16 protein-coding genes are annotated in these 21,856 nt (G+C 46.3%); 13 read left to right on the top strand and 3 right to left on the bottom strand.

From position 1 onward, the window contains the following. Positions 1-37 precede the first annotated feature (37 nt). The 4 genes from Q335_RS09945 (at position 38) to bfr (ending at position 6,221) form a co-directional block, all read left to right on the top strand. Positions 38-967, top strand: coding sequence for a hypothetical protein (locus Q335_RS09945; RefSeq protein WP_051532204.1), 930 nt, complete (start codon positions 38-40; stop codon positions 965-967). 322 nt (positions 968-1,289) lie between these two features. Then, positions 1,290-2,402: a glutamine-hydrolyzing carbamoyl-phosphate synthase small subunit gene (gene carA / locus Q335_RS0101265; protein ID WP_051532217.1), complete on the top strand. Its 1,113-nt coding sequence runs from the start codon at positions 1,290-1,292 to the stop codon at positions 2,400-2,402. A gap of 2 nt (positions 2,403-2,404) precedes the next feature. Then, complete coding sequence (gene carB, locus Q335_RS0101270) at positions 2,405-5,632, top strand: carbamoyl-phosphate synthase large subunit (RefSeq protein WP_028357074.1); 3,228 nt, start codon at positions 2,405-2,407, stop codon at positions 5,630-5,632. A 124-nt stretch (positions 5,633-5,756) separates the two neighbouring features. Further along, entirely contained in the window at positions 5,757-6,221 is a 465-nt protein-coding gene (gene bfr, locus Q335_RS0101275; protein WP_028357075.1) for a bacterioferritin, read from the top strand. A gap of 82 nt (positions 6,222-6,303) precedes the next feature. On the opposite strand, the gene Q335_RS0101280 is transcribed toward bfr, so the two are convergent. Then, positions 6,304-7,527 (bottom strand): multidrug effflux MFS transporter, encoded by a 1,224-nt coding sequence (locus Q335_RS0101280; protein WP_051532205.1) that lies wholly within the window; start codon positions 7,525-7,527, stop codon positions 6,304-6,306. Positions 7,528-7,780: 253 nt separating this feature from the next. Here Q335_RS0101280 and Q335_RS0101285 point away from each other — a divergent pair, with 253 nt between their 5' ends. Next, the gene (locus Q335_RS0101285; protein WP_038369139.1) at positions 7,781-9,082 is read left to right on the top strand and encodes a solute carrier family 23 protein; all 1,302 of its coding nucleotides are present in this window, start codon (positions 7,781-7,783) and stop codon (positions 9,080-9,082) included. A gap of 604 nt (positions 9,083-9,686) precedes the next feature. Next, positions 9,687-10,163 (top strand): transcription elongation factor GreA, encoded by a 477-nt coding sequence (greA, locus tag Q335_RS0101290; protein WP_028357078.1) that lies wholly within the window; start codon positions 9,687-9,689, stop codon positions 10,161-10,163. 91 nt (positions 10,164-10,254) lie between these two features. On the opposite strand, the gene yhbY is transcribed toward greA, so the two are convergent. Then, positions 10,255-10,818 carry a ribosome assembly RNA-binding protein YhbY gene (gene yhbY, locus Q335_RS0101295; RefSeq protein ID WP_028357079.1) on the bottom strand — a complete coding sequence of 188 codons (564 nt, stop codon included), beginning with the start codon at positions 10,816-10,818 and terminating at the stop codon, positions 10,255-10,257. A gap of 10 nt (positions 10,819-10,828) precedes the next feature. Here yhbY and Q335_RS0101300 point away from each other — a divergent pair, with 10 nt between their 5' ends. The 5 genes from Q335_RS0101300 (at position 10,829) to Q335_RS0101320 (ending at position 16,711) form a co-directional block, all read left to right on the top strand. Continuing rightward, positions 10,829-11,464, top strand: a complete 636-nt coding sequence (locus Q335_RS0101300; protein ID WP_028357080.1) for an RlmE family RNA methyltransferase — start codon at positions 10,829-10,831, stop codon at positions 11,462-11,464. Positions 11,465-11,655: 191 nt separating this feature from the next. Next, positions 11,656-13,551, top strand: a complete 1,896-nt coding sequence (ftsH, locus tag Q335_RS0101305; protein WP_028357081.1) for an ATP-dependent zinc metalloprotease FtsH — start codon at positions 11,656-11,658, stop codon at positions 13,549-13,551. 65 nt (positions 13,552-13,616) lie between these two features. Continuing rightward, entirely contained in the window at positions 13,617-14,471 is an 855-nt protein-coding gene (gene folP, locus Q335_RS0101310; RefSeq protein WP_028357082.1) for a dihydropteroate synthase, read from the top strand. A gap of 1 nt (position 14,472) precedes the next feature. Further along, positions 14,473-15,816 (top strand): phosphoglucosamine mutase, encoded by a 1,344-nt coding sequence (glmM, locus tag Q335_RS0101315; protein WP_028357083.1) that lies wholly within the window; start codon positions 14,473-14,475, stop codon positions 15,814-15,816. A gap of 127 nt (positions 15,817-15,943) precedes the next feature. After that, positions 15,944-16,711: a GNAT family N-acetyltransferase gene (locus Q335_RS0101320; protein ID WP_028357084.1), complete on the top strand. Its 768-nt coding sequence runs from the start codon at positions 15,944-15,946 to the stop codon at positions 16,709-16,711. A 99-nt stretch (positions 16,712-16,810) separates the two neighbouring features. Here the strand turns inward: Q335_RS0101320 and ppx are convergent, their stop codons facing one another. Further along, on the bottom strand, positions 16,811-18,316 hold the full coding sequence (gene ppx, locus Q335_RS0101325) for an exopolyphosphatase (RefSeq protein ID WP_028357085.1): 1,506 nt from the start codon (positions 18,314-18,316) through the stop codon (positions 16,811-16,813). A 314-nt stretch (positions 18,317-18,630) separates the two neighbouring features. On the opposite strand from ppx, the gene ppk1 reads away from it, so the two are divergent. Continuing rightward, complete coding sequence (ppk1, locus tag Q335_RS0101330) at positions 18,631-20,700, top strand: polyphosphate kinase 1 (protein ID WP_028357086.1); 2,070 nt, start codon at positions 18,631-18,633, stop codon at positions 20,698-20,700. Positions 20,701-20,804: 104 nt separating this feature from the next. Further along, positions 20,805-21,854: a phosphate ABC transporter substrate-binding protein PstS gene (gene pstS / locus Q335_RS0101335; protein WP_028357087.1), complete on the top strand. Its 1,050-nt coding sequence runs from the start codon at positions 20,805-20,807 to the stop codon at positions 21,852-21,854. The last annotated feature ends 2 nt before the right edge of the window (positions 21,855-21,856 follow it).

Below are 21,856 nucleotides of genomic sequence, written 5' to 3' on the forward strand. Positions count from 1 at the left end.
TTTTCGCCATTTTTCGACCCTTTACAGATAATTTTTAATGACCGCCCTCAAATCTGCATTTAAATCTGCATTTATATATTTGCTACTCGTATGCAGTCTGCTCACTGCGGGGGTACCGAGTCATGCCCAAGAAATGCTTAACAGCGAGGCGCCACTGGGCTTTCGCACGGCAGCCGAAGAAGTTGCCATTAATCCCTGTCTTTCTGACACTGTCCTCCTAGAGGCTTTTGGTAGGGAGGCCTTACCTATAGCCGCCCGTGAGCGTCAACAGTGGCCGGCTGATCTTTGCCAAAATCTGCGTGCTGTCTCGCAACTGCAGCAATGGCATTATTTTAGTACTGCGGTTTTAGCCAATACCGACAGGATCCAGGTGGTGGGTACCGCTATCAAACAGCGTCAAGGCAATCTGCAACAATGTCGGAGTGCCGCTTGCATTGCCGCGCTTTTGCCCAAGTACAACGAATGGATTATGTTTAATTTTAAGCGCTCACCGATTGCCTCGGGGGTGCTTAATCGTAAACCTAAATTATTGGTGGGCGAAGCGGTCGAACTGCCTAATCTGGCCTTGCGTAACCTCGTGTTACCGCTCAAGGATCAAGAAGCGTCTTGCGGCGGGACCGACATGAGTGACTTAAACTTTAGCTTGGCAACCATCAAAATCCCTGCCAAAACCATTGTCGTGGCACAATGTGCCAAGGACAAAAACCAACGTCTTTGGCTCTTACAAAATCGTAATGCACCTACCAAGGGCTGGGATGTGATTTTTTCTGTCCAAAATAGCGATCAGGTCTTTGCTCTCCCCGACGTCTACAATGACTATCCCTTACTTTTTGGTAAATCCCAAGATAGTCACGATGGTCGCTTAAATTTATTTTTCTATAGTCCCAAAAACCATCACTATATACAGGTCGCCAACTTTGTGCTCGGTACCGATGGTTATGGTTTATTGCATGCCATTTTGCGCTAATGATCGCCGTACTGCGTAAGTCATAGGGGAGTGTTGCGCAGGTGCTGTGCGGCAGTGCTGCTAACTGCACTCGCCACCCTCGAGCGAGTTTGACGGGTCTCAAGTCGTCTAGCTCGCGGCTTATTGAGTCCCTACAATCCTCGTCCAATCTATTTCGAAAGTTCATTACAAGCCGATTTTTCTTTCTAGAAAAGCGCTGAATCTTTTATAATAAGAAGGTTTATGTATTTAACTTACACGGGGTGTGATAGTGCAATTAACTTCAATATTTTCAGGGCAAGTAGGACAAGCGGGAGCAGGTGGGCAAGCGCCGACTAAAGGCATCTTGGCCCTGGCCGATGGCACAGTGTTTCACGGCTATTCAATCGGTGCTCCTGGTCAAGTGACGGCTGAGCTCGTCTTCAATACGTCGATGACAGGCTACCAAGAGATCCTCACTGATCCGAGTTATGCACAGCAAATTGTCACCCTAACATATCCTCATATTGGTAATACCGGTATCAACGCTGAAGATGTCGAATCTAACGGTGTGCAAATATCTGGTTTAGTGATTCGTAATTGTCCATCTACTTACTCCAACTTTAGGGCTCAGCAATCACTGCCCAAGTATCTCCAAAAAAATGGCATTGTCGCGATCAGTGACATCGATACCCGTAAACTCACCCGTATCCTCAGAGAAAAAGGCGCTCTGGGCGCTTGTATTCTCGTCGGTGATGACGAAGCTAGCGCCGTCAAACAGGCTCAAGCCTACCAAGGTATGCAAGGCCAAAATCTGGTCGCCGATGTCTCTACCAAGGAAGCGATTCGCTGGCAAGAGGGCACTTGGCACTTAGGCTCAGGCTACAGTAGTGGTCATGCCAAAGAGTACAAAGTCGTCGCTTACGATTTTGGCGTCAAAAGTAATATCCTACGTCTGCTGACCGATGCTGGTTGCGAGGTCACGTTAGTGCCCGCCAATACCAGTGCACAAGAGATACTGTCGATGCAACCCGATGGCGTGTTTTTGGCAAATGGTCCGGGCGACCCCGCCGCCAATTCGCAGGCCATTGCCAATGTCAAAGCGTTACTCAAACACAAAATTCCTTTATTTGGTATTTGTATGGGGCACCAGCTGCTGGCCCTGGCCTTAGGCGCACAAACCCTCAAAATGAAAACCGGTCACCACGGTGCTAACCATCCTGTTCGTGAACTCAAAACAGGACGGGTCTTTATTACGAGTCAAAACCACGGTTTTGCGGTCGATGCCAGCACGCTACCGAGCAATGCCGAGGTCACCCATATCTCACTGTTTGACGGCAGCCTACAGGGCTTTGAGTTAACTGATCAACCTGCCTTTTGTTTTCAGGGGCATCCAGAAGCGAGTCCAGGTCCACACGACATCATTGTTCTTTTCCAAAAATTCACTAATTTAATGCAATCAGCCAAAAAGAGTTAATTATGCCTAAGCGTACAGATATTAAAAGTATTTTAATTATTGGTGCTGGTCCAATTATTATTGGTCAAGCGTGTGAATTCGATTATTCTGGTGCCCAAGCATGTAAAGCCCTCAAGGCCGAAGGCTATCGTACGATTCTGGTCAATAGCAATCCAGCCACCATCATGACTGACCCTGCGACAGCAGATGTCACTTATATCGAGCCGATTACCTGGCAAGCCCTCGAAAAAATCATCGAAAAAGAACAACCTGATGTGATTTTGCCGACCATGGGTGGCCAAACGGCATTGAACTGTGCTTTGGATTTGGCTAAACATGGGGTTCTCGAGAAACATGGCATTGAATTAATCGGAGCCAACAAAGATGCCATCGAAACCGCTGAAGATCGCCAGAAATTCAAACAAGCCATGGATGAAATTGGCCTAGAATCCGCGAAATCGGGAATTGCTAATTCCATGCAAGAAGCCTGGAATGTGCAAAAGCGCATCGCCGAGGAAGTGGGGTCTTCAGGTTTTCCGATTGTTATTCGTCCTAGTTTTACGCTGGGTGGCACGGGCGGTGGTATTGCTTTTAACCCCGAAGAGTTCGAAACTATTTGTCGCCGCGGCCTTGAAGCCTCACCCAATAATGAGTTGCTGATCGAAGAATCCATGCTCGGTTGGAAAGAATTTGAGATGGAGGTCGTGCGCGACAAAAACGATAACTGCATTATTGTTTGCTCCATTGAAAACTTGGATCCAATGGGTGTCCATACCGGCGATTCCATCACTGTGGCGCCTGCGCAAACGCTAACTGACAAAGAATACCAATACATGCGCGATGCCTCTATCGCCGTATTGCGTAAGGTCGGCGTCGAAACCGGAGGTTCCAATGTCCAGTTCGCGGTCAATCCCGAAAATGGTCGCGTGATCGTCATCGAAATGAACCCACGCGTTTCTCGTTCTTCGGCCTTAGCCTCAAAGGCCACCGGTTTTCCTATCGCCAAGGTCGCAGCACGCTTGGCTGTCGGTTACACCCTTGACGAATTAGCCAATGAGATTACCGGCGGCGCCACGCCAGCGTCTTTTGAGCCAACACTAGATTATGTGGTCACCAAAATCCCACGGTTTGCCTTCGAAAAATTTCCCCAAGCGAACTCACGTTTAACCACGCAAATGAAATCCGTGGGAGAAGTCATGGCTATGGGACGGACCTTCAAGGAATCTTTCCAAAAAGCCTTGCGCGGCCTTGAAGTCGGTGTCGATGGTTTGAATCAAAAAACCGTCGATCGCGAAACCTTACAAGCCGAATTAGCTGAGCCAGGCCCAGAGCGTATCTGGTATGTGGGCGATGCTTTTGACAAAGGCTTTAGCATTGAAGAAGTGCACCGCCTCACAAAAATTGATCCATGGTTTCTTGTACAGATCAAAGAAATTGTCGATATCGAGCTGGCGCTCGAGCAACGTTATTTAGCGGATATTGATGCAGAAACCATGTTGCAGCTCAAACGTGCCGGCTTCTCCGACCGTCGGTTGGCCTTTTTATTAGACTCCTCCGAGTCAGAAGTGCGTAAACTGCGTCAGCAATACCATATCCATCCTGTCTACAAACGCGTCGATACCTGCGCGGCAGAATTTGCCACTAGCACTGCCTATATGTACTCAACTTACGAAGAGGAGTGTGAGGCGCAACCGAGTAACAAAGCCAAAGTCATGGTGTTGGGCGGCGGTCCAAACCGTATTGGCCAAGGCATTGAGTTTGATTATTGTTGTGTGCATGCCGTGCTTGGACTCAAGGAAGATGGCTACGAAACCATTATGGTGAACTGCAATCCAGAGACGGTTTCCACGGATTACGATACGTCCGATCGCTTGTACTTTGAGCCACTCACTCTTGAAGACGTCCTAGAAATTGTGCGCGTTGAGCAACCTACGGGTGTGATTGTGCAGTATGGCGGTCAGACACCGCTTAAATTGGCGCGCGACCTAGAGGCCAATGGTGTGCCTATTATTGGTACCAGTCCAGATTCAATCGATGTGGCAGAAGACCGTGAACGTTTCCAAAAATTACTGCAAAAACTCAATCTCAAACAGCCACCTAATCGTACGGCGCGTACCGAGGATCAAGCGCTAATGCTTGCCGAAGAAATTGGTTATCCACTGGTAGTTCGTCCAAGTTATGTATTAGGCGGTCGTGCCATGGAAATTGTCCATGAGGCCAGTGATTTGCAACGTTATATGCGAGAAGCTGTCAAAGTCAGTAATGACTCACCGGTGTTATTAGATCACTTCCTCAACAATGCCATCGAGGTTGATGTTGACTGCGTGGCCGATGGTCAGGATGTGGTGATTGCAGGGGTCATGGAACATATTGAACAGGCTGGTGTGCACTCGGGTGACTCTGCTTGCAGTATTCCGCCGTTTTCTTTGTCTAGCAACACCATTAACGAGATTAAACGCCAAACCACATTGATGGCCAAAGCGCTCAAGGTCAAAGGCCTGATGAACGTGCAGTTTGCCGTCCAAAACGGCGATGTCTTTGTCTTAGAAGTCAATCCGCGAGCCTCTCGTACTGTGCCATATGTCGCCAAAGCGACTGGTTTAGCCCTCGCCAAAATTGGTGCTCGGGTTATGGGTGGCCAAACTCTCGCCGCTTTAGGCGTCTCAGAAAAAGCCAAGAGCGATTATTTCTGCGTCAAAGAAGCCGTCTTCCCATTCGTTAAATTCCCTGGCGTCGATACCATTTTAGGCCCAGAGATGAAGTCAACCGGCGAAGTCATGGGGGTTGGTAAAACCTTTGGTGAATCCTATGTCAAGGCGCAATTAGCCGCAGGGGTCGTGTTACCTTCTTCTGGGACGGCTTTTCTGAGCGTGCGCGACCAAGACAAGGCACGGGCGATTGAAGTCGCTAAAGGCTTGCATGAACTTGGTTTCAAACTATTAGCGACGCGAGGCACGGCGGCCAAAATTCAGGAACACAATATTCCCGTAGAAATTGTCAATAAGGTGACCGAGAGCCGTCCACACGTGGTCGATCGCATCAAGAACCATGAGGTCGACTTAGTGATCAATACGGTAGAGGAGCGCCGGAACGCCATTAATGACTCTAAAACCATTCGTACGTTTGCTTTGTCTAGTCAAATTTGTATTTTTACAACAATTTCTGGGGCTCAAGCGGCGGTCGAAGGCATGCATTACATTCGTGAGTCCAAGGGTTTACAAGTCTATGCCCTGCAAAACATGCACGAATAAAGGCTTTTGCCAAATTCGCCCTGAGTGGAATGTAAGCATAAATACTAATTGCTCTCATTTAGATTTATTAATGGTTTTTTCAAATCACCTATAATTGAGCTGTTGTTAATTAAGGAGTATCACTATGAAAGGTAATAAAGAAGTTATTGATTATTTAATCTTCTTAAACAAAGGTGAATTGGCAGCTAGAGACCAATACTTCATCCATTCTCGTATGTATGACGAATGGGGCTATACCAAATTGTACGAACGCATTAATCACGAAATGCAAGAAGAAACTGATCACGCAGACGCTATTATGCGTCGTATCCTTATGCTCGAAAGCAAACCGGATATGCGTCCAGAAGAACTCAATATTGGTACAGACGTTGTGTCTATGCTTGAGTCTGATTTACAGCTTGAGTATCAAGTGCGCAAAAACCTCAAAAAAGGTATTGCGCTCTGTGAGCAGCACCACGATTTCGTCACTCGCGAAATCCTAAGGGTGCAACTCGATGATACTGAACAAGATCACGCTCACTGGCTTGAACAACAACTTCGCCTTATCAAAACGGTGGGTCTAGAAAACTACTTACAATCACAAATGTAATTAGTAATTAGCTTTTTCTAGCACCAAAAAAAGCCCTAAACTGCAGCAAGCGTTTAGGGCTTTTTTGTACCTGGGGGCGCTACTATGATGATGTGGCTTGTGCAGGTCCTTGGTGGCGTTTGATGCGCAAGCCAAAATGGACACATACAGCCGCAATACAACTACCAATAATCAAGAGGATAAAGGCGCTGATCGCATGATCACTCCCTAAACCAGATAAAAACGAAAAGATAGAACCCACCATCATTTGCGTAAAGCCATATAGACCAGAGGCACTACCAGAAATCAAGGGGTGCAGGCTGAGTGAATACGCCATGATGAGCGAGGAGCACATACCGGTACCAAAGGTATAGAGGCAAATGCCCAGCAACAATATATGGGAATTTAAAAAGCCATGAGTAGCGGCCACGAGTAATAAGACACCAAAAGCGGTCGCAATCGTTAAACCGCATGTAAAAATCACACGTAAAGAAATTTTGTAGCGATACAAGGATTTGGCGAGGAAATTACCCAAGGTATAACCGACGATAGAAATGCCGACATACCAACCGGCATGGCTTGCCGTTTGATGAAGATTATTGTGCGTAATAAATGCCGAAGCCGCGACAAAGGCATAACTGGCGGTAGAGACACAAGCGCCGGCAATCGTCATCAACATAAAGGCTCGAGATTCAAATAAGACTTTGTATTTGAGCCAAATGCGCGCGGGTTTGAGATTATGGGAAGGACGGCCGGTTTCTTCGATCTTGAGCGTAGCAATCAGCGTCAAGATGACGGCAAACACAGCAATCACGATAAAGATACTGCGCCAACCATATAGATGCGTTAAAAAACCACCAATCAATGGCGCGACCCCTGGTCCAATTAAGACCATAATATTCAGCGTAGAGATGCGTTGCATCAGCATATCAGGGGTGGAGCTATCGCGTGCCATGGCCCGTGCGAGGATCAGACCAGAACAGCCTCCCAAGGCTTGAAAGACCCGCAATACTAGGTGAACAGTGAAGTTGGAAACAAAGCACAAGGCCACACTACTGATCGAAAATACGACTAAACCAAAGAGTAGGCAGGGGCGACGACCCAGAGCGTCAGAAGCCGCACCATACAAGATTTGACCAAAGGCAAGACCCACGGCATAGAAACTGATGCTCATTTGCATGGTTCTTGGGTCGACCATAAAAGCACCCTGGGCATCAGCGAGCGCAGGAGCAAACATATGCATAGCCGTAGTACCACTAAACGTCACGAGTACTAACAGCCACAAAGGAGCGGATGGAATTTTGTGATCGGATATAGATTGATTCATTGTGTTGATTAAATAAGAGGAGGCTTGACCTACTTAGATTTGGTAGGAGTTAAGAAAAAAGCAATCTAAATAGTTTCTATCAAGCTTGGTTATTATTATACTCTTATATAAGACTAAAGAAAAATCATTATCCTTGTCGTTTTGGTAGGCGTGCCCTAAGTTTTCTCAGATGGCTGTAACAAAAGCCTACAAGCTGTAAATTTTTTTATAAAATAGCAGCGTCTTAATTAATAGCCACCGCCGTGGAGTTCTTATGTTTTTTAATTTGCCTAATTGGCGTCTCATCAAAAATCCATCGACCTCGCAAGTGATTGCACCCGATGAACGTTTAGCGATGGGACCATCGTTGGTGTTGGGCGTGCAGCACGTGTTTGCCATGTTTGGTTCCACCGTATTGGCGCCATTATTGATGGGCTTTGATGCGAATTTAGCCATCTTAATGTCGGGCATAGGGACCTTGATTTTTTTCTTTTTCGTGAATGGTCGAGTGCCCAGTTATTTGGGCTCGAGTTTTGCACTGATTGGTGGCGTGATTTCAGTCACTGGCTATAGTGGTAGCGGCCCTAACCAAAACATTTCGCTAGCGCTAGGCGCAATTATTATCTGCGGCCTGGCTTATTTTCTTATCGGGGTGGCGGTTTGGCGCTTTAAAGACCGCGCCGCTCGACTCATTGATACCTTGATGCCACCCGTGGTGACTGGGGCGGTGGTGGCGGTCATTGGTCTGAATCTGGCACCCGTGGCAGCGAAGAGCGCCATGGGAGAAGGCACGTTTGCGACCCTTATGGGGCTGTTAACCATGCTATGCGTAGGTTTAGTGGCCGTGTTTACACGCGGCATGCTGCAGCGTCTGTTGATTTTATTGGGGACGGTAATCGCCTATCTTTGTTATTTTATCTTTGCGAATTTATTACACTTAGGCACCCCCATTGATTTTACGCCGGTGACTCAGGCGGCGTGGTTAGGTCTTCCCCATGTTTATAAGCCCGCTTTTTCTTTCTCTGTCATTACGGTGATTTTACCGGTAGCGGTGATTCTCGTGGTCGAGAACCTGGGGCATATCCGTGCCGTGAGTGCCATGACCAACCAAAATCTAGACCATTACTTGGGTAAAGCCTTTATGGGCGATGGTTTAGCCACCATGCTTTCTGGCGCCGTGGGGGGCACGGGTGTGACCACCTATGGAGAAAATATTGGTGTGATGGCAGCCACCAAAATCTATTCCACCGTCTTATTTGTCATTGCCGCTCTGTTTGCTGTGCTCTTAGGTTTCTCGCCTAAATTTGGTGCGCTCATTCATACTATTCCAACGCCTGTGTTGGGGGGTGTCTCAGTGGTGGTGTTTGGCTTAATTGCGGTGGCAGGCGCGAGAATTTGGGTTGTCAATCAGGTTGATTTTTCAGCAAACAAAAATCTCATTGTGGCCGCGGTCACGCTTATCATGGGCGCTGGTAACTTCACTCTAGAACTAGGTTTTTTAAAATTAGAAGGGATTGGTACGGCCACCTTTGCGGCCATTATTCTATATGCGCTTATGAACCGAAAAAAAGCCTAAGTTACTTGAATTTAATTGCAATTTAGCAAAGTTTTGCGCATAATATACGTTTGAATTTGCGATCGCCCGGCCGCAAGTAGGCAGCTTATAGAGGTTTTTATAGGGACTTTTATATAGGCTTATATATTGGCTTTTATAGTCTCTTATATAGGCTGATATATAGACTTTTATAGGCTAAGTGTTAGAAAAATTTTAGACAAATTTTGAGCTAAATTTTAGCTTAAAGTTGAGCTAGGTTTATTGATAAATTTAGTGCTAAATTTATGACCTTAAATTGACCCCTAAGTTTAGCCTAAGCGTGATAACACTGAGCAATATAGACCAAAAGTATAGCCGTATAGTGTCCCATCCCATGCTGCTGGCGATCCCGAGCATACGAGAGTTAATTAACATATTTTAGTGAGTCTTCATAAACTCGATATAAACGACTAGTCTATAACTATTTTATTAGTTGATATTTTATTTGTAGCGCCCTGCAATCACTTAAATTGCGGGGCGCTTAATCTTTAGACTCAGTCATTAAGATGAATAATGAGTAAGGATAACGAATTGGTTGAATACCGATGCGCTATCAGCACTCGTAACCATAAAAAGGTGTATTAATATGGCAAGTATCCCTATGACTGCTCAAGGCGCGAAGCGTTTGGCAGCAGAACTTAAAAACCTCAAAGCAGTAGTTCGCCCAGAAGTGATTGAAGCAATTTCTACTGCCCGCGCGCAAGGTGATCTTTCAGAAAATGCTGAGTATGATGCCGCCCGCGAAAAACAAGCGTTTGTCGAAGGCCGTATCAAAGAGCTCGAAAGCGTGCTTTCTAGCGCCAATGTCATCGATCCGAGCACCTTGGATGTTGATGGCCAAGTCGTCTTTGGTGCGACTGTAGAGTTAGTCGATTTAGATACTGATGCCGAGATTACTTATCAAATCGTGGGGGATTTTGAGGCCGATATCAAACAAAATACGATTTCGGTGTCTAGCCCAGTGGCACGCGCCCTCATCGGCAAAAGCGTGGGAGATACAATTACCGTGCGTACACCGGCTGGCGAACGTGAGTACGAAGTGTTAGATGTGCATTATCGCTAAATAAACCCCAAAAAAACACGTCGCCTGAGATCATGGCGACGTGTTTTTTTGTGAGCGAGGCGAGCTAAGTCAAAAGCGAAACAGGCGCGGATTATTTATTTTTGTTGTGCACACTGCGGCGACTGCGTAAACTAAAGGCGCTGCTCGGTTTGCGAAAACCTTGAGTTCGAGTCATGGTGTCGGCTTGGCCCAAACGATTGGCACGATTGCCGCCATTGGCACGACTAGGAACATTTGAGCGACTAGGGCGATTAGGACGATTGGCAATGGCTTGACGACGGGTACTGCCGCCCCCCAAGCGTTTTTTGGGGATGTAATGTTTATCGGCAGGTCGATTAAGTTGCTCAATCTCGGAGTGCTCGGTGTCAGCAGTGTCTGCACTCTCTGGGCGATACAAGGTCAGCGTTTTGCCAATGTGCTGTACCATGGCACAGTCAAGCGCGTCACATATTTGCTCAAGCATTTGTAAACGTTGCTCTCTATCGTCACCCGCGACTTTGATTTTGATAAGTTGATGGGCCTTGAGATGCACATTGATTTCTTTAAGAACGGCTGCCGTTAGGCCCTTATCACCGATTTGTACAATTGGTTTGAGGGAGTGCGCAGCCGCTTTAAGTAAACTACGTTCTTTGGCTGTTAATTCTAACTGAGGCATAAATCTGGTTATGGCTAAAAAAAAGTTTTCTAAAAATTGGATCCATCAGCATATTAATGATCCATATGTAAAATTGGCGCAGCAGAAGGGGTATCGCGCTCGGGCGGCCTTTAAGCTTCTCGAAATCCTAGACACCGAGAAATTGATGCAGCCAGGTGACATTATAGTAGACTTGGGTAGCACGCCAGGGAGTTGGTCACAAGTCGCCAAAGAAAAATTAAGCGATGGCCAGGGAAAGCTAAATGGTCGAGTCATCGCCCTCGATTTATTACCCATGGAAGCGATTGCAGGCGTGGAATTTATTCAGGGGGATTTTCGACAAGAGGCTGTTTTAGAACAACTCGTCGAGACCCTAGATGGAGAAGTTGTCGATCTCGTCATCAGTGATATGGCACCGAACCTCTCAGGGATTGGGGCCGCCGATGCCGCTCGCGTGCAACATGTATGTGAATTAGCCCTGGAATTTGCAGTGTCACATCTCAAACCAGACGGTGCCCTAATCGTCAAAACTTTCCATGGCAGTGGCTTTTCACAAATCGTCGAACTCTACAAAAAACACTTTAAACGAGTCGTTGAACGCAAACCGAAGGCCTCACGTGATAAATCTTCAGAAACCTTTTTGGTGGCACGACAGCTCAAAGCCTAAAAAAGAATTCGCGAGCGGCAGGCCTTTTAATTTTTTCAAGCGCCCATACATATCAAACGATAAGCAAAAATTGTTTGCAATTAAATCCAAAAAAAGCCTTTAATTACCTATTTTTAGGAAGCTTTCGTTATAAAATAGGCTATTAATCTACATAGACTTACAAGCTAAGCAAAGTTACGGAGTACTAATCGTTGAATAACTCATTTTCTAAATTAGCGCTGTGGGCAGTCGTAGCTGTCATACTGTTTGCTATTTTTAAACAATTTGAGGGCCCAGCACCTACCACAGAGACGGTGAGCTATACCCAGTTCATGAGTGATGTCAAGCATGGCAAGATTGCTTCGATTGAGCAACAAGGTCAGGAACTCACTGTTAAGCCCAAGTCTGGCACGAAATATACCCTGACCGCACCTCACGACATCTGGATGATCAGTGATCTGATCGACCACAATGTCCAAATCACCGCGCATCCACCAGAAAAACCGTCATTCCTCATGAATGCCCTGATTTCTTGGTTCCCAATGTTGCTCTTGATTGGTGTTTGGATCTTCTTTATGCGACAAATGCAGGGTGGCGGCAAGGGCGGCGCTTTCAGCTTTGGTAAGTCTCGTGCCCGTATGTTAGACGAGAACGCCAATCCTATCACTTTTGCCGATGTTGCCGGTTGCGATGAGGCCAAAGAGGATGTGTCCGAATTAGTGCAATTTTTACGCGAACCTTCTAAATTCCAACGCCTAGGTGGCCGCATCCCGCGTGGTGTGCTGATGGTCGGCCCTCCAGGCACGGGTAAGACACTCTTAGCCAAAGCGATTGCGGGCGAAGCCAAAGTACCGTTTTTTACCATTTCAGGTTCTGACTTTGTCGAGATGTTTGTGGGTGTCGGTGCGTCTCGTGTCCGCGATATGTTCGAAAACGCCAAAAAACATGCGCCTTGCATTATCTTCATTGACGAGATCGATGCCGTGGGTCGCCAACGGGGCGCGGGTGTCGGCGGTGGTAATGATGAACGTGAACAAACCCTCAACCAAATGCTGGTAGAGATGGATGGTTTTGAATCTGGCCAAAGTGTCATCGTCATCGCGGCCACCAACCGTCCAGACGTGCTTGATCCGGCCTTATTGCGCCCAGGTCGTTTTGACCGTCAAGTAGTAGTCTCTCTACCAGATATCCGTGGTCGCGAACAAATTCTTGACGTCCATATGCGTAAAGTACCAGTGGCCGCCAATGTCGACGCGACAGTAATTGCGCGTGGTACGCCAGGCTTTTCGGGTGCCGATTTGGCTAATTTAGTCAATGAGGCCGCCTTATTTGCAGCTCGTCGTAACGGCCGCACGGTCGATATGCATGACTTCGAAAATGCCAAAGACAAAATCATCATGGGTGCCGAGAGACGCTCTATGATTATGGACGAAGAGGATCGTCGCAATACGGCCTATCACGAATCAGGTCACGCTATTGTGGCTCGCATGCTCCCCAAAACTGATCCAGTGCACAAAGTCACGATTATTCCTCGTGGTCGTGCCTTAGGTGTGACCATGCAGTTGCCAGAGATTGATCGCTACAGCATGGACAAAGAGCGCTTGCTCAATACGATTTCAGTACTCTTTGGTGGCCGTATCGCCGAAGAGATCTTTATGGATCAAATGACGACAGGGGCCTCAAATGACTTTGAACGGGCAACGGCGATTGCTCGCGATATTGTTACCAAATATGGTATGACCGATGCACTCGGCCCTATGGTCTATGGCGATAATGACAATGAAATGTTCCTCGGACGCAGTATGCAAAAGAGCACGACCATGTCCGAAGCTACCATGCAGAAAGTCGATAACGAGATTCGCCGCATCATTGATGAGCAATACAATGTAGCGCGCCAAATCATCGAAGACAATCAGGACAAAATGCATGCCATGGCCAAGGCGCTTCTCGATTGGGAAACCATTGATGCTGAGCAAATCGAGGATATTATTCAGGGCCGTCCGCCTCGTGAGCCTCACGTTCCGGACAAATCCAATGATCCAAATATCCCGCCTAATGCAGGTTCGACTGGCAAAAAAACAAGCGATAAGCCGGCCGAAGTTTTATAATCGAGTCTTTCTAAAAAACGGTCATTCTTTTAATGGTCGTTTTTTGTTTTTCTACAGGTCTCCCTATGCAGTCAACCTTCCCATGCGGTCGTTTTCAATTAGATGTTCAACGGCCGCAAATAATGGGCATTGTCAATGTCACCCCTGATTCTTTTTCTGATGGTGGGAATCAAGCCAAGCAACAAGAGATAGCCATTCGTCACGCTTTCAAACTCATAGAAGAGGGCGCCGATATCTTGGATATAGGGGGTGAATCCACCCGTCCGGGCAGTGATCCGGTCAGCGTCGACGAAGAACTTCGTCGTATTGTCCCCGTCATTAAGGCTCTCAAAGATTGTGGCGTGCCGCTTTCTATCGACACGCTTAAGACCGAAGTCATGCAAGTCTGTTTGGATTTGGGCGTTGATCTGATCAATGATGTGTATGCGCTCAGAGCCAAAGGCGCTGTTGAACTGCTCGCTCGTTACCCAGACGCCGCGATTTGTATTATGCATATGCATGGTGAGCCCAAAACCATGCAAGTGGAGCCACCGGATTACGGTGGCAATATCACTCAAGCGGTTAAAGATTTCTTACAAGATCGACTAGCAGTTATGCAAGAACATGGCATAGCATTAAGTCGGGTTCTACTTGACCCAGGTTTTGGTTTCGGTAAGACCGTCGCCCAAAACTATGAATTACTCGGAAATATGGCGCAATTACAGCGCTTAAACTTGCCAATTCTAGTTGGCATGTCACGTAAAGCCATGATTGCTGCTGTAAATCCTCAAACCAACCCAACCGCTAAGGAGCGGGTATACGGAAGTATTGCGTTGGCCTTAGCAGGTATTCAAAATGGGGCTGCCATCGTTCGAGTGCATGACGTGGCGGCCACCTTACAAGCTGTCAATACTTGGCAAGCGATACAGAACGGAGTTTAATATGCCTCGTAAATATTTTGGCACCGATGGTGTACGCGGAGAAGTCGGTGGCGATGTCATTAATCCACAATTTGCCATGCGTTTAGGTTATGCGGCCGGTCGTGTACTGGCGGCCGAAAGCACGGAAGGACACGATCGACCTGCCGTTTTAATTGGTAAAGACACCCGTGTCTCTGGTTATATGCTTGAATCCGCCCTAGAAGCCGGTTTCGCTGCAGCCGGCGTCGATGTTTATTTAGCCGGGCCTTTGCCAACGCCAGCAGTGGCGTATTTGACGCGCGCGATTCGCTTAAATGCAGGGGTCGTTATCAGCGCTTCCCATAACCCCTATTACGATAATGGCATCAAGTTTTTCTCAGACAAAGGGACAAAACTACCCGATGACATTGAAGAGTCCATTGAGCGACTCATTGATGAGCCGATGCACTGCGTTGACTCTACCCGAATTGGGCGCGCCCATCGTTTAGCCGATGCCGCGGGTCGTTATATCGAGTTTTGCAAAAGCACTTTCCCCAATGATTTGGACCTCAAAGGCTTTAAATTAGTCGTTGATGCTGCGCATGGCGCTGCCTATCATATTGCACCCCATGTGTTTCGTGAACTAGGCGCGCAAGTCATTAAGGTCGGGTGCTCACCCGATGGCCTAAATATTAACCAAGGCGTAGGCGCGCTGTATCCGAACAGCCTGCTAGAAGTTGTCCAAAAAGAGGGCGCTGATTATGGTATTGCCCTCGATGGTGATGCCGATAGACTGCAAATGGTCGATGCCCATGGCAATATTTATGATGGCGATCAGTTGCTTTACGCCATTATTCTTGAGCGCCTCAAAAAAGGCCCTGTGGCCGGTGTTGTCGGAACCCTCATGACCAATTTAGGCTTTGAGAAACAAATGCAACAATTAGGTGTGCCGTTCCAGCGTGCCAAAGTTGGCGACCGCTACGTTCTCGAAGCGCTACACCAAAACGGTTGGTTATTTGGGGGTGAGAACTCTGGCCATTTATTATGTCTGGATTATCACACCACGGGCGATGGCATTATTGCGGCACTGCAAGTGCTTACGGCAATCCGCCATTCTGGCCAAAGTCTCAAAGACTATATTGCTGATCTCAAAATGTACCCGCAAGTCATGGTGAACACGCCACTCAAACCAGGCATGGATTGGCAAAATCATGCAGAATTACAACAGACTAAGCAGGCAATTGAAGAGCAACTGAAAGATCGAGGCCGCGTCTTAATTCGTGCCTCTGGCACCGAACCTAAGCTGCGTTTAATGGTCGAGGCCGACGATATTCAGCTAGCCAAACAGTGCGTAGAGCAGTTATCTAAAGTTAAACTGACTGACTAAATTAGACCTGACAAACACAATAAAGGTAGCTTGCAAGCTTTCTGAATTTATATTATTTTGTAGTTTGAGTTTTTGAGCTCAATAGAAATCAGAAAGTTTGCAAAAAATAATAAGGGTAGACACTTTCATGCAAGTAATTACGAAAGTACCATCAACGACAAACAATGGGGAAGCATTTGATTTAATCTTAGCCTATGCAGACACCGCAGCAGAAATAAAAAGCGCACAAAAACTCAGATATGACGTTTACGTCAAGGAACTTAATGTTCATCTACCCAATGCCACTGACGGTATTGATCACGACAAATACGATGAATATTGCAAGCATCTCATCGTCGTCAATAGTAAAACCCAAGAAACCGTGGGTACCTACCGTGTCTTAACTTCTCAAGACGCCCAAAAAACCAATGGCTTCTATACCGAAACCGAATTTGATATCAGCCAGTTCGATGCTCATCGTGACTTAGTCTGTGAATGCGGTCGTTCATGTATTCATCCGGATTATCGTGATGGCACTGTAATTATGCTGTTATGGACGGGCCTAACTCGATTTTTGTATGACGCCAAACTCAAATACATGCTTGGCTGTGCCAGCGTTAATCTGGCGGATGGCGGTCTACAAGCTTCTCAAGTTTGGCATTTAGCGCAGCTGGATATTGCCAAACATGCACAAGCCCCCAAAGCGTTTCCCTTACATCCTTATCCCCTAGAACAATTGCCTAAGTTCCAAGAGGGCACCAAAATCCCCGCCCTGATCAAAGGCTATCTTAAGATTGGCGCGCGTATTTGTGGTGAGCCTGCTTGGGATAAGGATTTCAATGCGGCGGATTTTCCGGTGGTGATTGATCTTTCATGTATGCGCAAAAGTTATCGCAAACATTTTGGCATTGAGTAATCCTATCTTACAAAAAAAGCGCTAAGTCATTATAAACTTAGCGCTTTTTTGTGGCGGGCCCTCTATATACTTGGGCTCAGCCCCTAAGCCAAAACGGCTTTAGGCCTCTTCATAGGGTTTGACTTCAAATTTATAGCCATTTTTGTCCCACTCATTCGCTTCCAAATCGAGACTGTAGGCGGTCAATGGATTGTTCTTGAGCCATTTGGCATCGATTCGCAAGATGATTTTGTGATTTTTTAGCTGCAAAGAAATAGGATTTAAACGCAAAGGCATACGTTTGCGCAAAAATAAAGTGGCCAGGCGAATACACAAAATCGCCAAACGCATTTTCTCGCTTTCATCATCGAGTTCCACTTTGCTGAGCTTGCCGCTATGCGCTAGTGCAAGTAGGGCGAGTTTCTTTTGCTCGCTATTAGAAAACCCTGGCATATCAGCGTTTTCGAGCACATAGGCTGTATGGCGATGATAAGACGATTGGGAAATCGATAAACCGATTTCATGCAAATCACAAGCCCAGCCCAGCAAATTACGGACCTCATCGATGGTCTCAGGAAGTTGCTCAGCACAATCATCATATAATTTGAGGGCTAGTTCCTTGACGCGTTGCGCCTGCTTAACGTCGATATGATAGCGACTCATAAATTGCTTGCAGGATTCTACGCGTTTATCTGCCGCCGCTTGACGGCCTAGCAAATCATATAAGGTACCGACGCGCAGGGCACCATCACCTTGATCCATGCGCGTGATTTTGAGTTCTTCAAAAATCCCCAACATAATCGCCAAGCCCGCAGGAAAGACCTCAACCCGGTCTTTTTTTAGGTCGAGCAAATCATCAGTGCGCGCGGAACCATTTTTGATGATGATCTCTTTCATGGTTTTTAAGGCCTTAAGGGTAATGCCTTTTTCGGAAAGTCCTGTGGCTTCGCTTACGGCCACTAAGGCTTTGGCTGAACCTGACGAACCGTAGGCATTCACCCAAGCCATTTTGCGGTATTGCTTACTGATAACTTCGACGACACGGCGCGCCGCCAACTGGGCATTTTCAAAGGATTTGGCAGTGACATTGCCATTTGGGAAAAATTTTTCAGTGAAAGACACACAGCCCATGGTGAGTGATTTCATGAGCTTTGGTTCGAGATTATTACCGATAATAAATTCAGTCGAACCACCCCCGATATCGACCACTAAACGATTCTCGTCTGAAGGGGGTAATTCGTGGGCCACGCCCAGATACACTAAACGCGCTTCTTCTTGACCAGAAATAATTTCGATAGGAAAGCCCAACGCCTCTTGGGCGGGGATCAAGATATCATTAATATTTTGTGCAATTCTAAAGGTATTAGTAGCGACTACACGAACATTTTGCGGTGGAAAATTGCGGATTCTTTCACCAAAGCGCTTGAGTACCTCGACTGCATTATGAATAGCACTTTTGCTAAGGTAATTATTGTCGTCTAGGCCAGCAGCGAGTCGCACGGTTTCTTTGAGGCGATCAACGGTGTAGAGTTGAAAAGTATTATCTCTCTCGACGATACGAGCGACGGTTAAACGAAAGCTGTTGGAGCCTAAGTCAACAGCGGCAAGCATATTCTCTGTGTCCATTCGGCAAGGATGACTAAGTAAAACAAAAGTCGATTATAAGATAAGTTAGTGAGCAAATGTTTCAAAAGCCCCAATTACGATGTGCTTTGGCCGTCCGTAGTACCTGCCTAAACGACTATGGCAAAAAAGACACAAAATTGTAATGTCCTACAATCGCTTCAAAATTTTAATCTTTTTGCAATTTATCTTTGCTAACATGTGGCCTAAAATCAACTTTAGGAAATACCATGACTGATATAAATAACAACTCAACAAATGTGACCCCAGAGTCTGATACTAATCCAGAAGAGATTAAGCAAGACTATCTTCAGGAGTTGGCGCAAAAACCAAGTGGTGAATTGTTTAATCGTGAGTTGTCATTGATTAAATTTAATCGTCGCGTGCTGGCCATGGCACAAAACCTTAATGTGCCGCTATTGGAGCGCTTACGTTATATCTGCATTGTGAGTTCTAATTTGGATGAATTCTTTGAAGTCCGAGTAGCTACGATCAAACAGCAACAACTCGAAAATCCAAATCGTGTTGGCGTCGAGGGCATGATGCCCCATGAGGTTTTTGAGCAAATCCAAAAAGACGTGCACCAACTGGTCGATACTCAATATCACATCCTTAACAAAGAAATTCTGCCCGCATTGCGTGAGCATGATGTATTTGTTTTTCGCACCGCGGATTACACGCCGGAAATTACCAAATGGGCGCACGAAGTTTTCTTAAACGAGATTATGCCCGTGCTCACACCTATCGGACTAGATCCTTCACATCCTTTCCCGCGTGTTTACAACAAGAGCCTGAACTTTATTGTCTCAGTTGAGGGCAAAGATGCCTTTGGTCGCGAAGCTTCGATTGCGATTGTACAAGCACCACGTGTCTTACCGCGTTTGATCGCCATTCCTGAGGAAGTCTGCGGTATTAAACACGGCTATACGTTGTTATCAAGTTTCTTGCAACAATTCGTTTACGAATTATTCCCCGGCATGCAAGTCAAAGGCTTGTTCCAATGGCGCGTAACACGTAATAGTGACTTATATTTAGACGAAGATGATGTCACCGATCTACGCAAAGCCTTGCAAGGCGAGCTATCGCAACGTAATTTTGGTAGTGCTGTTCGTCTAGAAATCGATTCACGCGTAACTGACGAGCTCAAACACTTTTTACAAAAAGAATTTGGTCTGACTGACGCCGACACCTATCTGACTGATGGCTCAGTTAATCTGACACGCTTCTCACCGCTTTGCGACATTAATGTAGGGCCAGGTTTTGTGTTTGAGTCTTTTCAGGCTGACTACCCAAAGGTCCTCGATGTGGGGGGTGAACCCTCCGCCATGTTTGATGTGATTCGCAAACAAGATATATTATTGCATCATCCCTACCAATCCTTCAAACCCGTCTTAGAGTTTCTCAGAGCGGCGGCGCTCGATCCCGATGTGCTTTCCATCAAACAAACGATTTACCGTACGGGCGAAGAGTCTGAGCTTATGCGCATCTTACTGAATGCGGCCAAATCTGGTAAAGAAGTGACGGTAATTGTTGAGTTATTGGCGCGCTTTGATGAACAAACCAATATTAATTGGGCTGCTAAGCTCGAATCTGTCGGAGCCCATGTGGTATATGGTGTCGTAGGTCATAAGACACACGCTAAAATGGCGCTCGTATTACGACGCGAAAACAACAAATTAGTGCGTTATGGTCACTTAGGTACAGGTAACTACCATGCCAAAACAGCCAGACTCTATACCGATTTTGGTTTACTCACCGTAGCGCCGGATATTACCAGCGATATGGATAAAACCTTTAATTTACTCACAGGCTTAGGGGCTCGTCGTCCGTTACAAACCTTGTTGCAATCGCCATTTACAATGTGGCAAAAATTGGTCGAGTTAATTTACGACGAAGCCGAAAATGCCCGTAACGGCAAAAAAGCCGTGATTATGGCCAAAATGAATTCCTTGCTTGAGCCGATGATTATTGATGCGCTCTATCATGCCAGCCAAGCAGGAGTGCAAATTGAGCTGGTAGTACGTGGCATTTGTACGCTCAAACCAGGCGTGCCAGGCTTATCCGAAAATATCCACGTACGTTCGATTGTCGGCCGTTTCTTGGAGCATTCTCGTGTCTTTTATTTCTATCGTGACGGCGAAGAACGACTCTATCTATCTTCCGCAGACTGGATGGATCGTAACTTCTTCAGAAGGGTAGAAGTGGCTTTCCCAGTGCGCGATCCTAAGCTCAAAAAACGCGTGATTTATGAAGCCTTTACCGCCGCGCTTGAAGATAATCAATTAGCATGGCAAGAGCAACCTGACGGCACCTACAAACGCGTAGAATGTGCTGAAGGCGAAGAGCCATTTAATATCCATGAGAAGTTATTGCAACGATTTGAGTAATAATGCTTGTGGTTAATAAGCAGCATACGGTAAATGTAATAAAACTGTAACTTATTGTCTTTACTATACTTCCTTAATAGTTTTTGTCCACTAAGAGGTTTTTGATTATGAAAAAAACAATCTTGAAGAGTTCCCTAGCAGTGTTATTAACTGCTTCTGCATTCTGCGCTCAAGCAGCTCACACCATCAATGGTGCTGGTGCTTCGTTCCCATATCCTGTCTATGCTAAATGGGCATCTGAATGGAATAAAGCTACTGGTAACAAATTGAACTACCAATCTATTGGTTCAGGTGGCGGTCAACAACAAATCATCTCCAAAACAGTTGCTTTCGGTGCTTCTGACGATCCAATGTCTGCCGAAAAACTTAAAGAGAACGATTTATTGCAATTCCCAGCCATCATCGGTGGTACTGTACCAGTCGTCAATGTCGAAGGCGTTAAATCAGGCCAACTCGTTTTATCTGGTCCTGTTATCGCTGACATCTTCCAAGGCAAAATCACTAAATGGGACGACAAAGCTATCGCTGAATTGAACCCTGACCTTAAATTACCTAGCAGCGACATCATCGTAGTACACCGTTCAGACGGTTCAGGTACCACTTTCGGCTGGACTAACTACCTTTCTAAAGTTTCTGATGATTGGAAAAATAAAGTCGGTCAAGGTAAATCTGTAAAATGGCCGACTGGTCAAGGCGGTAAAGGTAACGAAGGTGTAGCCGGTGTCGTTCGCCAAATGAAAAACACCATTGGTTATGTTGAGTATGCATACGCTAAACAAAATAACCTCTCATACGCCAAAATGGTCAACAAAGACGGCAAAACAGTTGAGCCTAAACTAGAAAGCTTCGCCGCTGCTGCAAAACACGCTGACTGGGATTCTGCACCAGGCATGGGTGTGGTACTTAGCGATGAGCCAGGTGCTGATTCTTGGCCAGTAACGGCAGCTAGCTTCATTCTATTGAACAAACAAGTCGACAAACCTGAAGACACTAAAACCGCTTTAGAGTTTTTTGACTGGGCCTTCCAAAATGGTAAAGATAGCGCCGCTTCTATCGATTACGTCAGCATTCCAGATGAAGTCGTTGAAAAAATTCGCAAAGAATGGCGCGACAATCTAAAAACTAAAGACGGCTCTCCAGTTTGGGATAAATAATA

Origin of the sequence: Brackiella oedipodis DSM 13743 (assembly GCF_000621025.1) — a bacterium.
GTDB lineage: Bacteria > Pseudomonadota > Gammaproteobacteria > Burkholderiales > Burkholderiaceae_B > Oligella > Oligella oedipodis.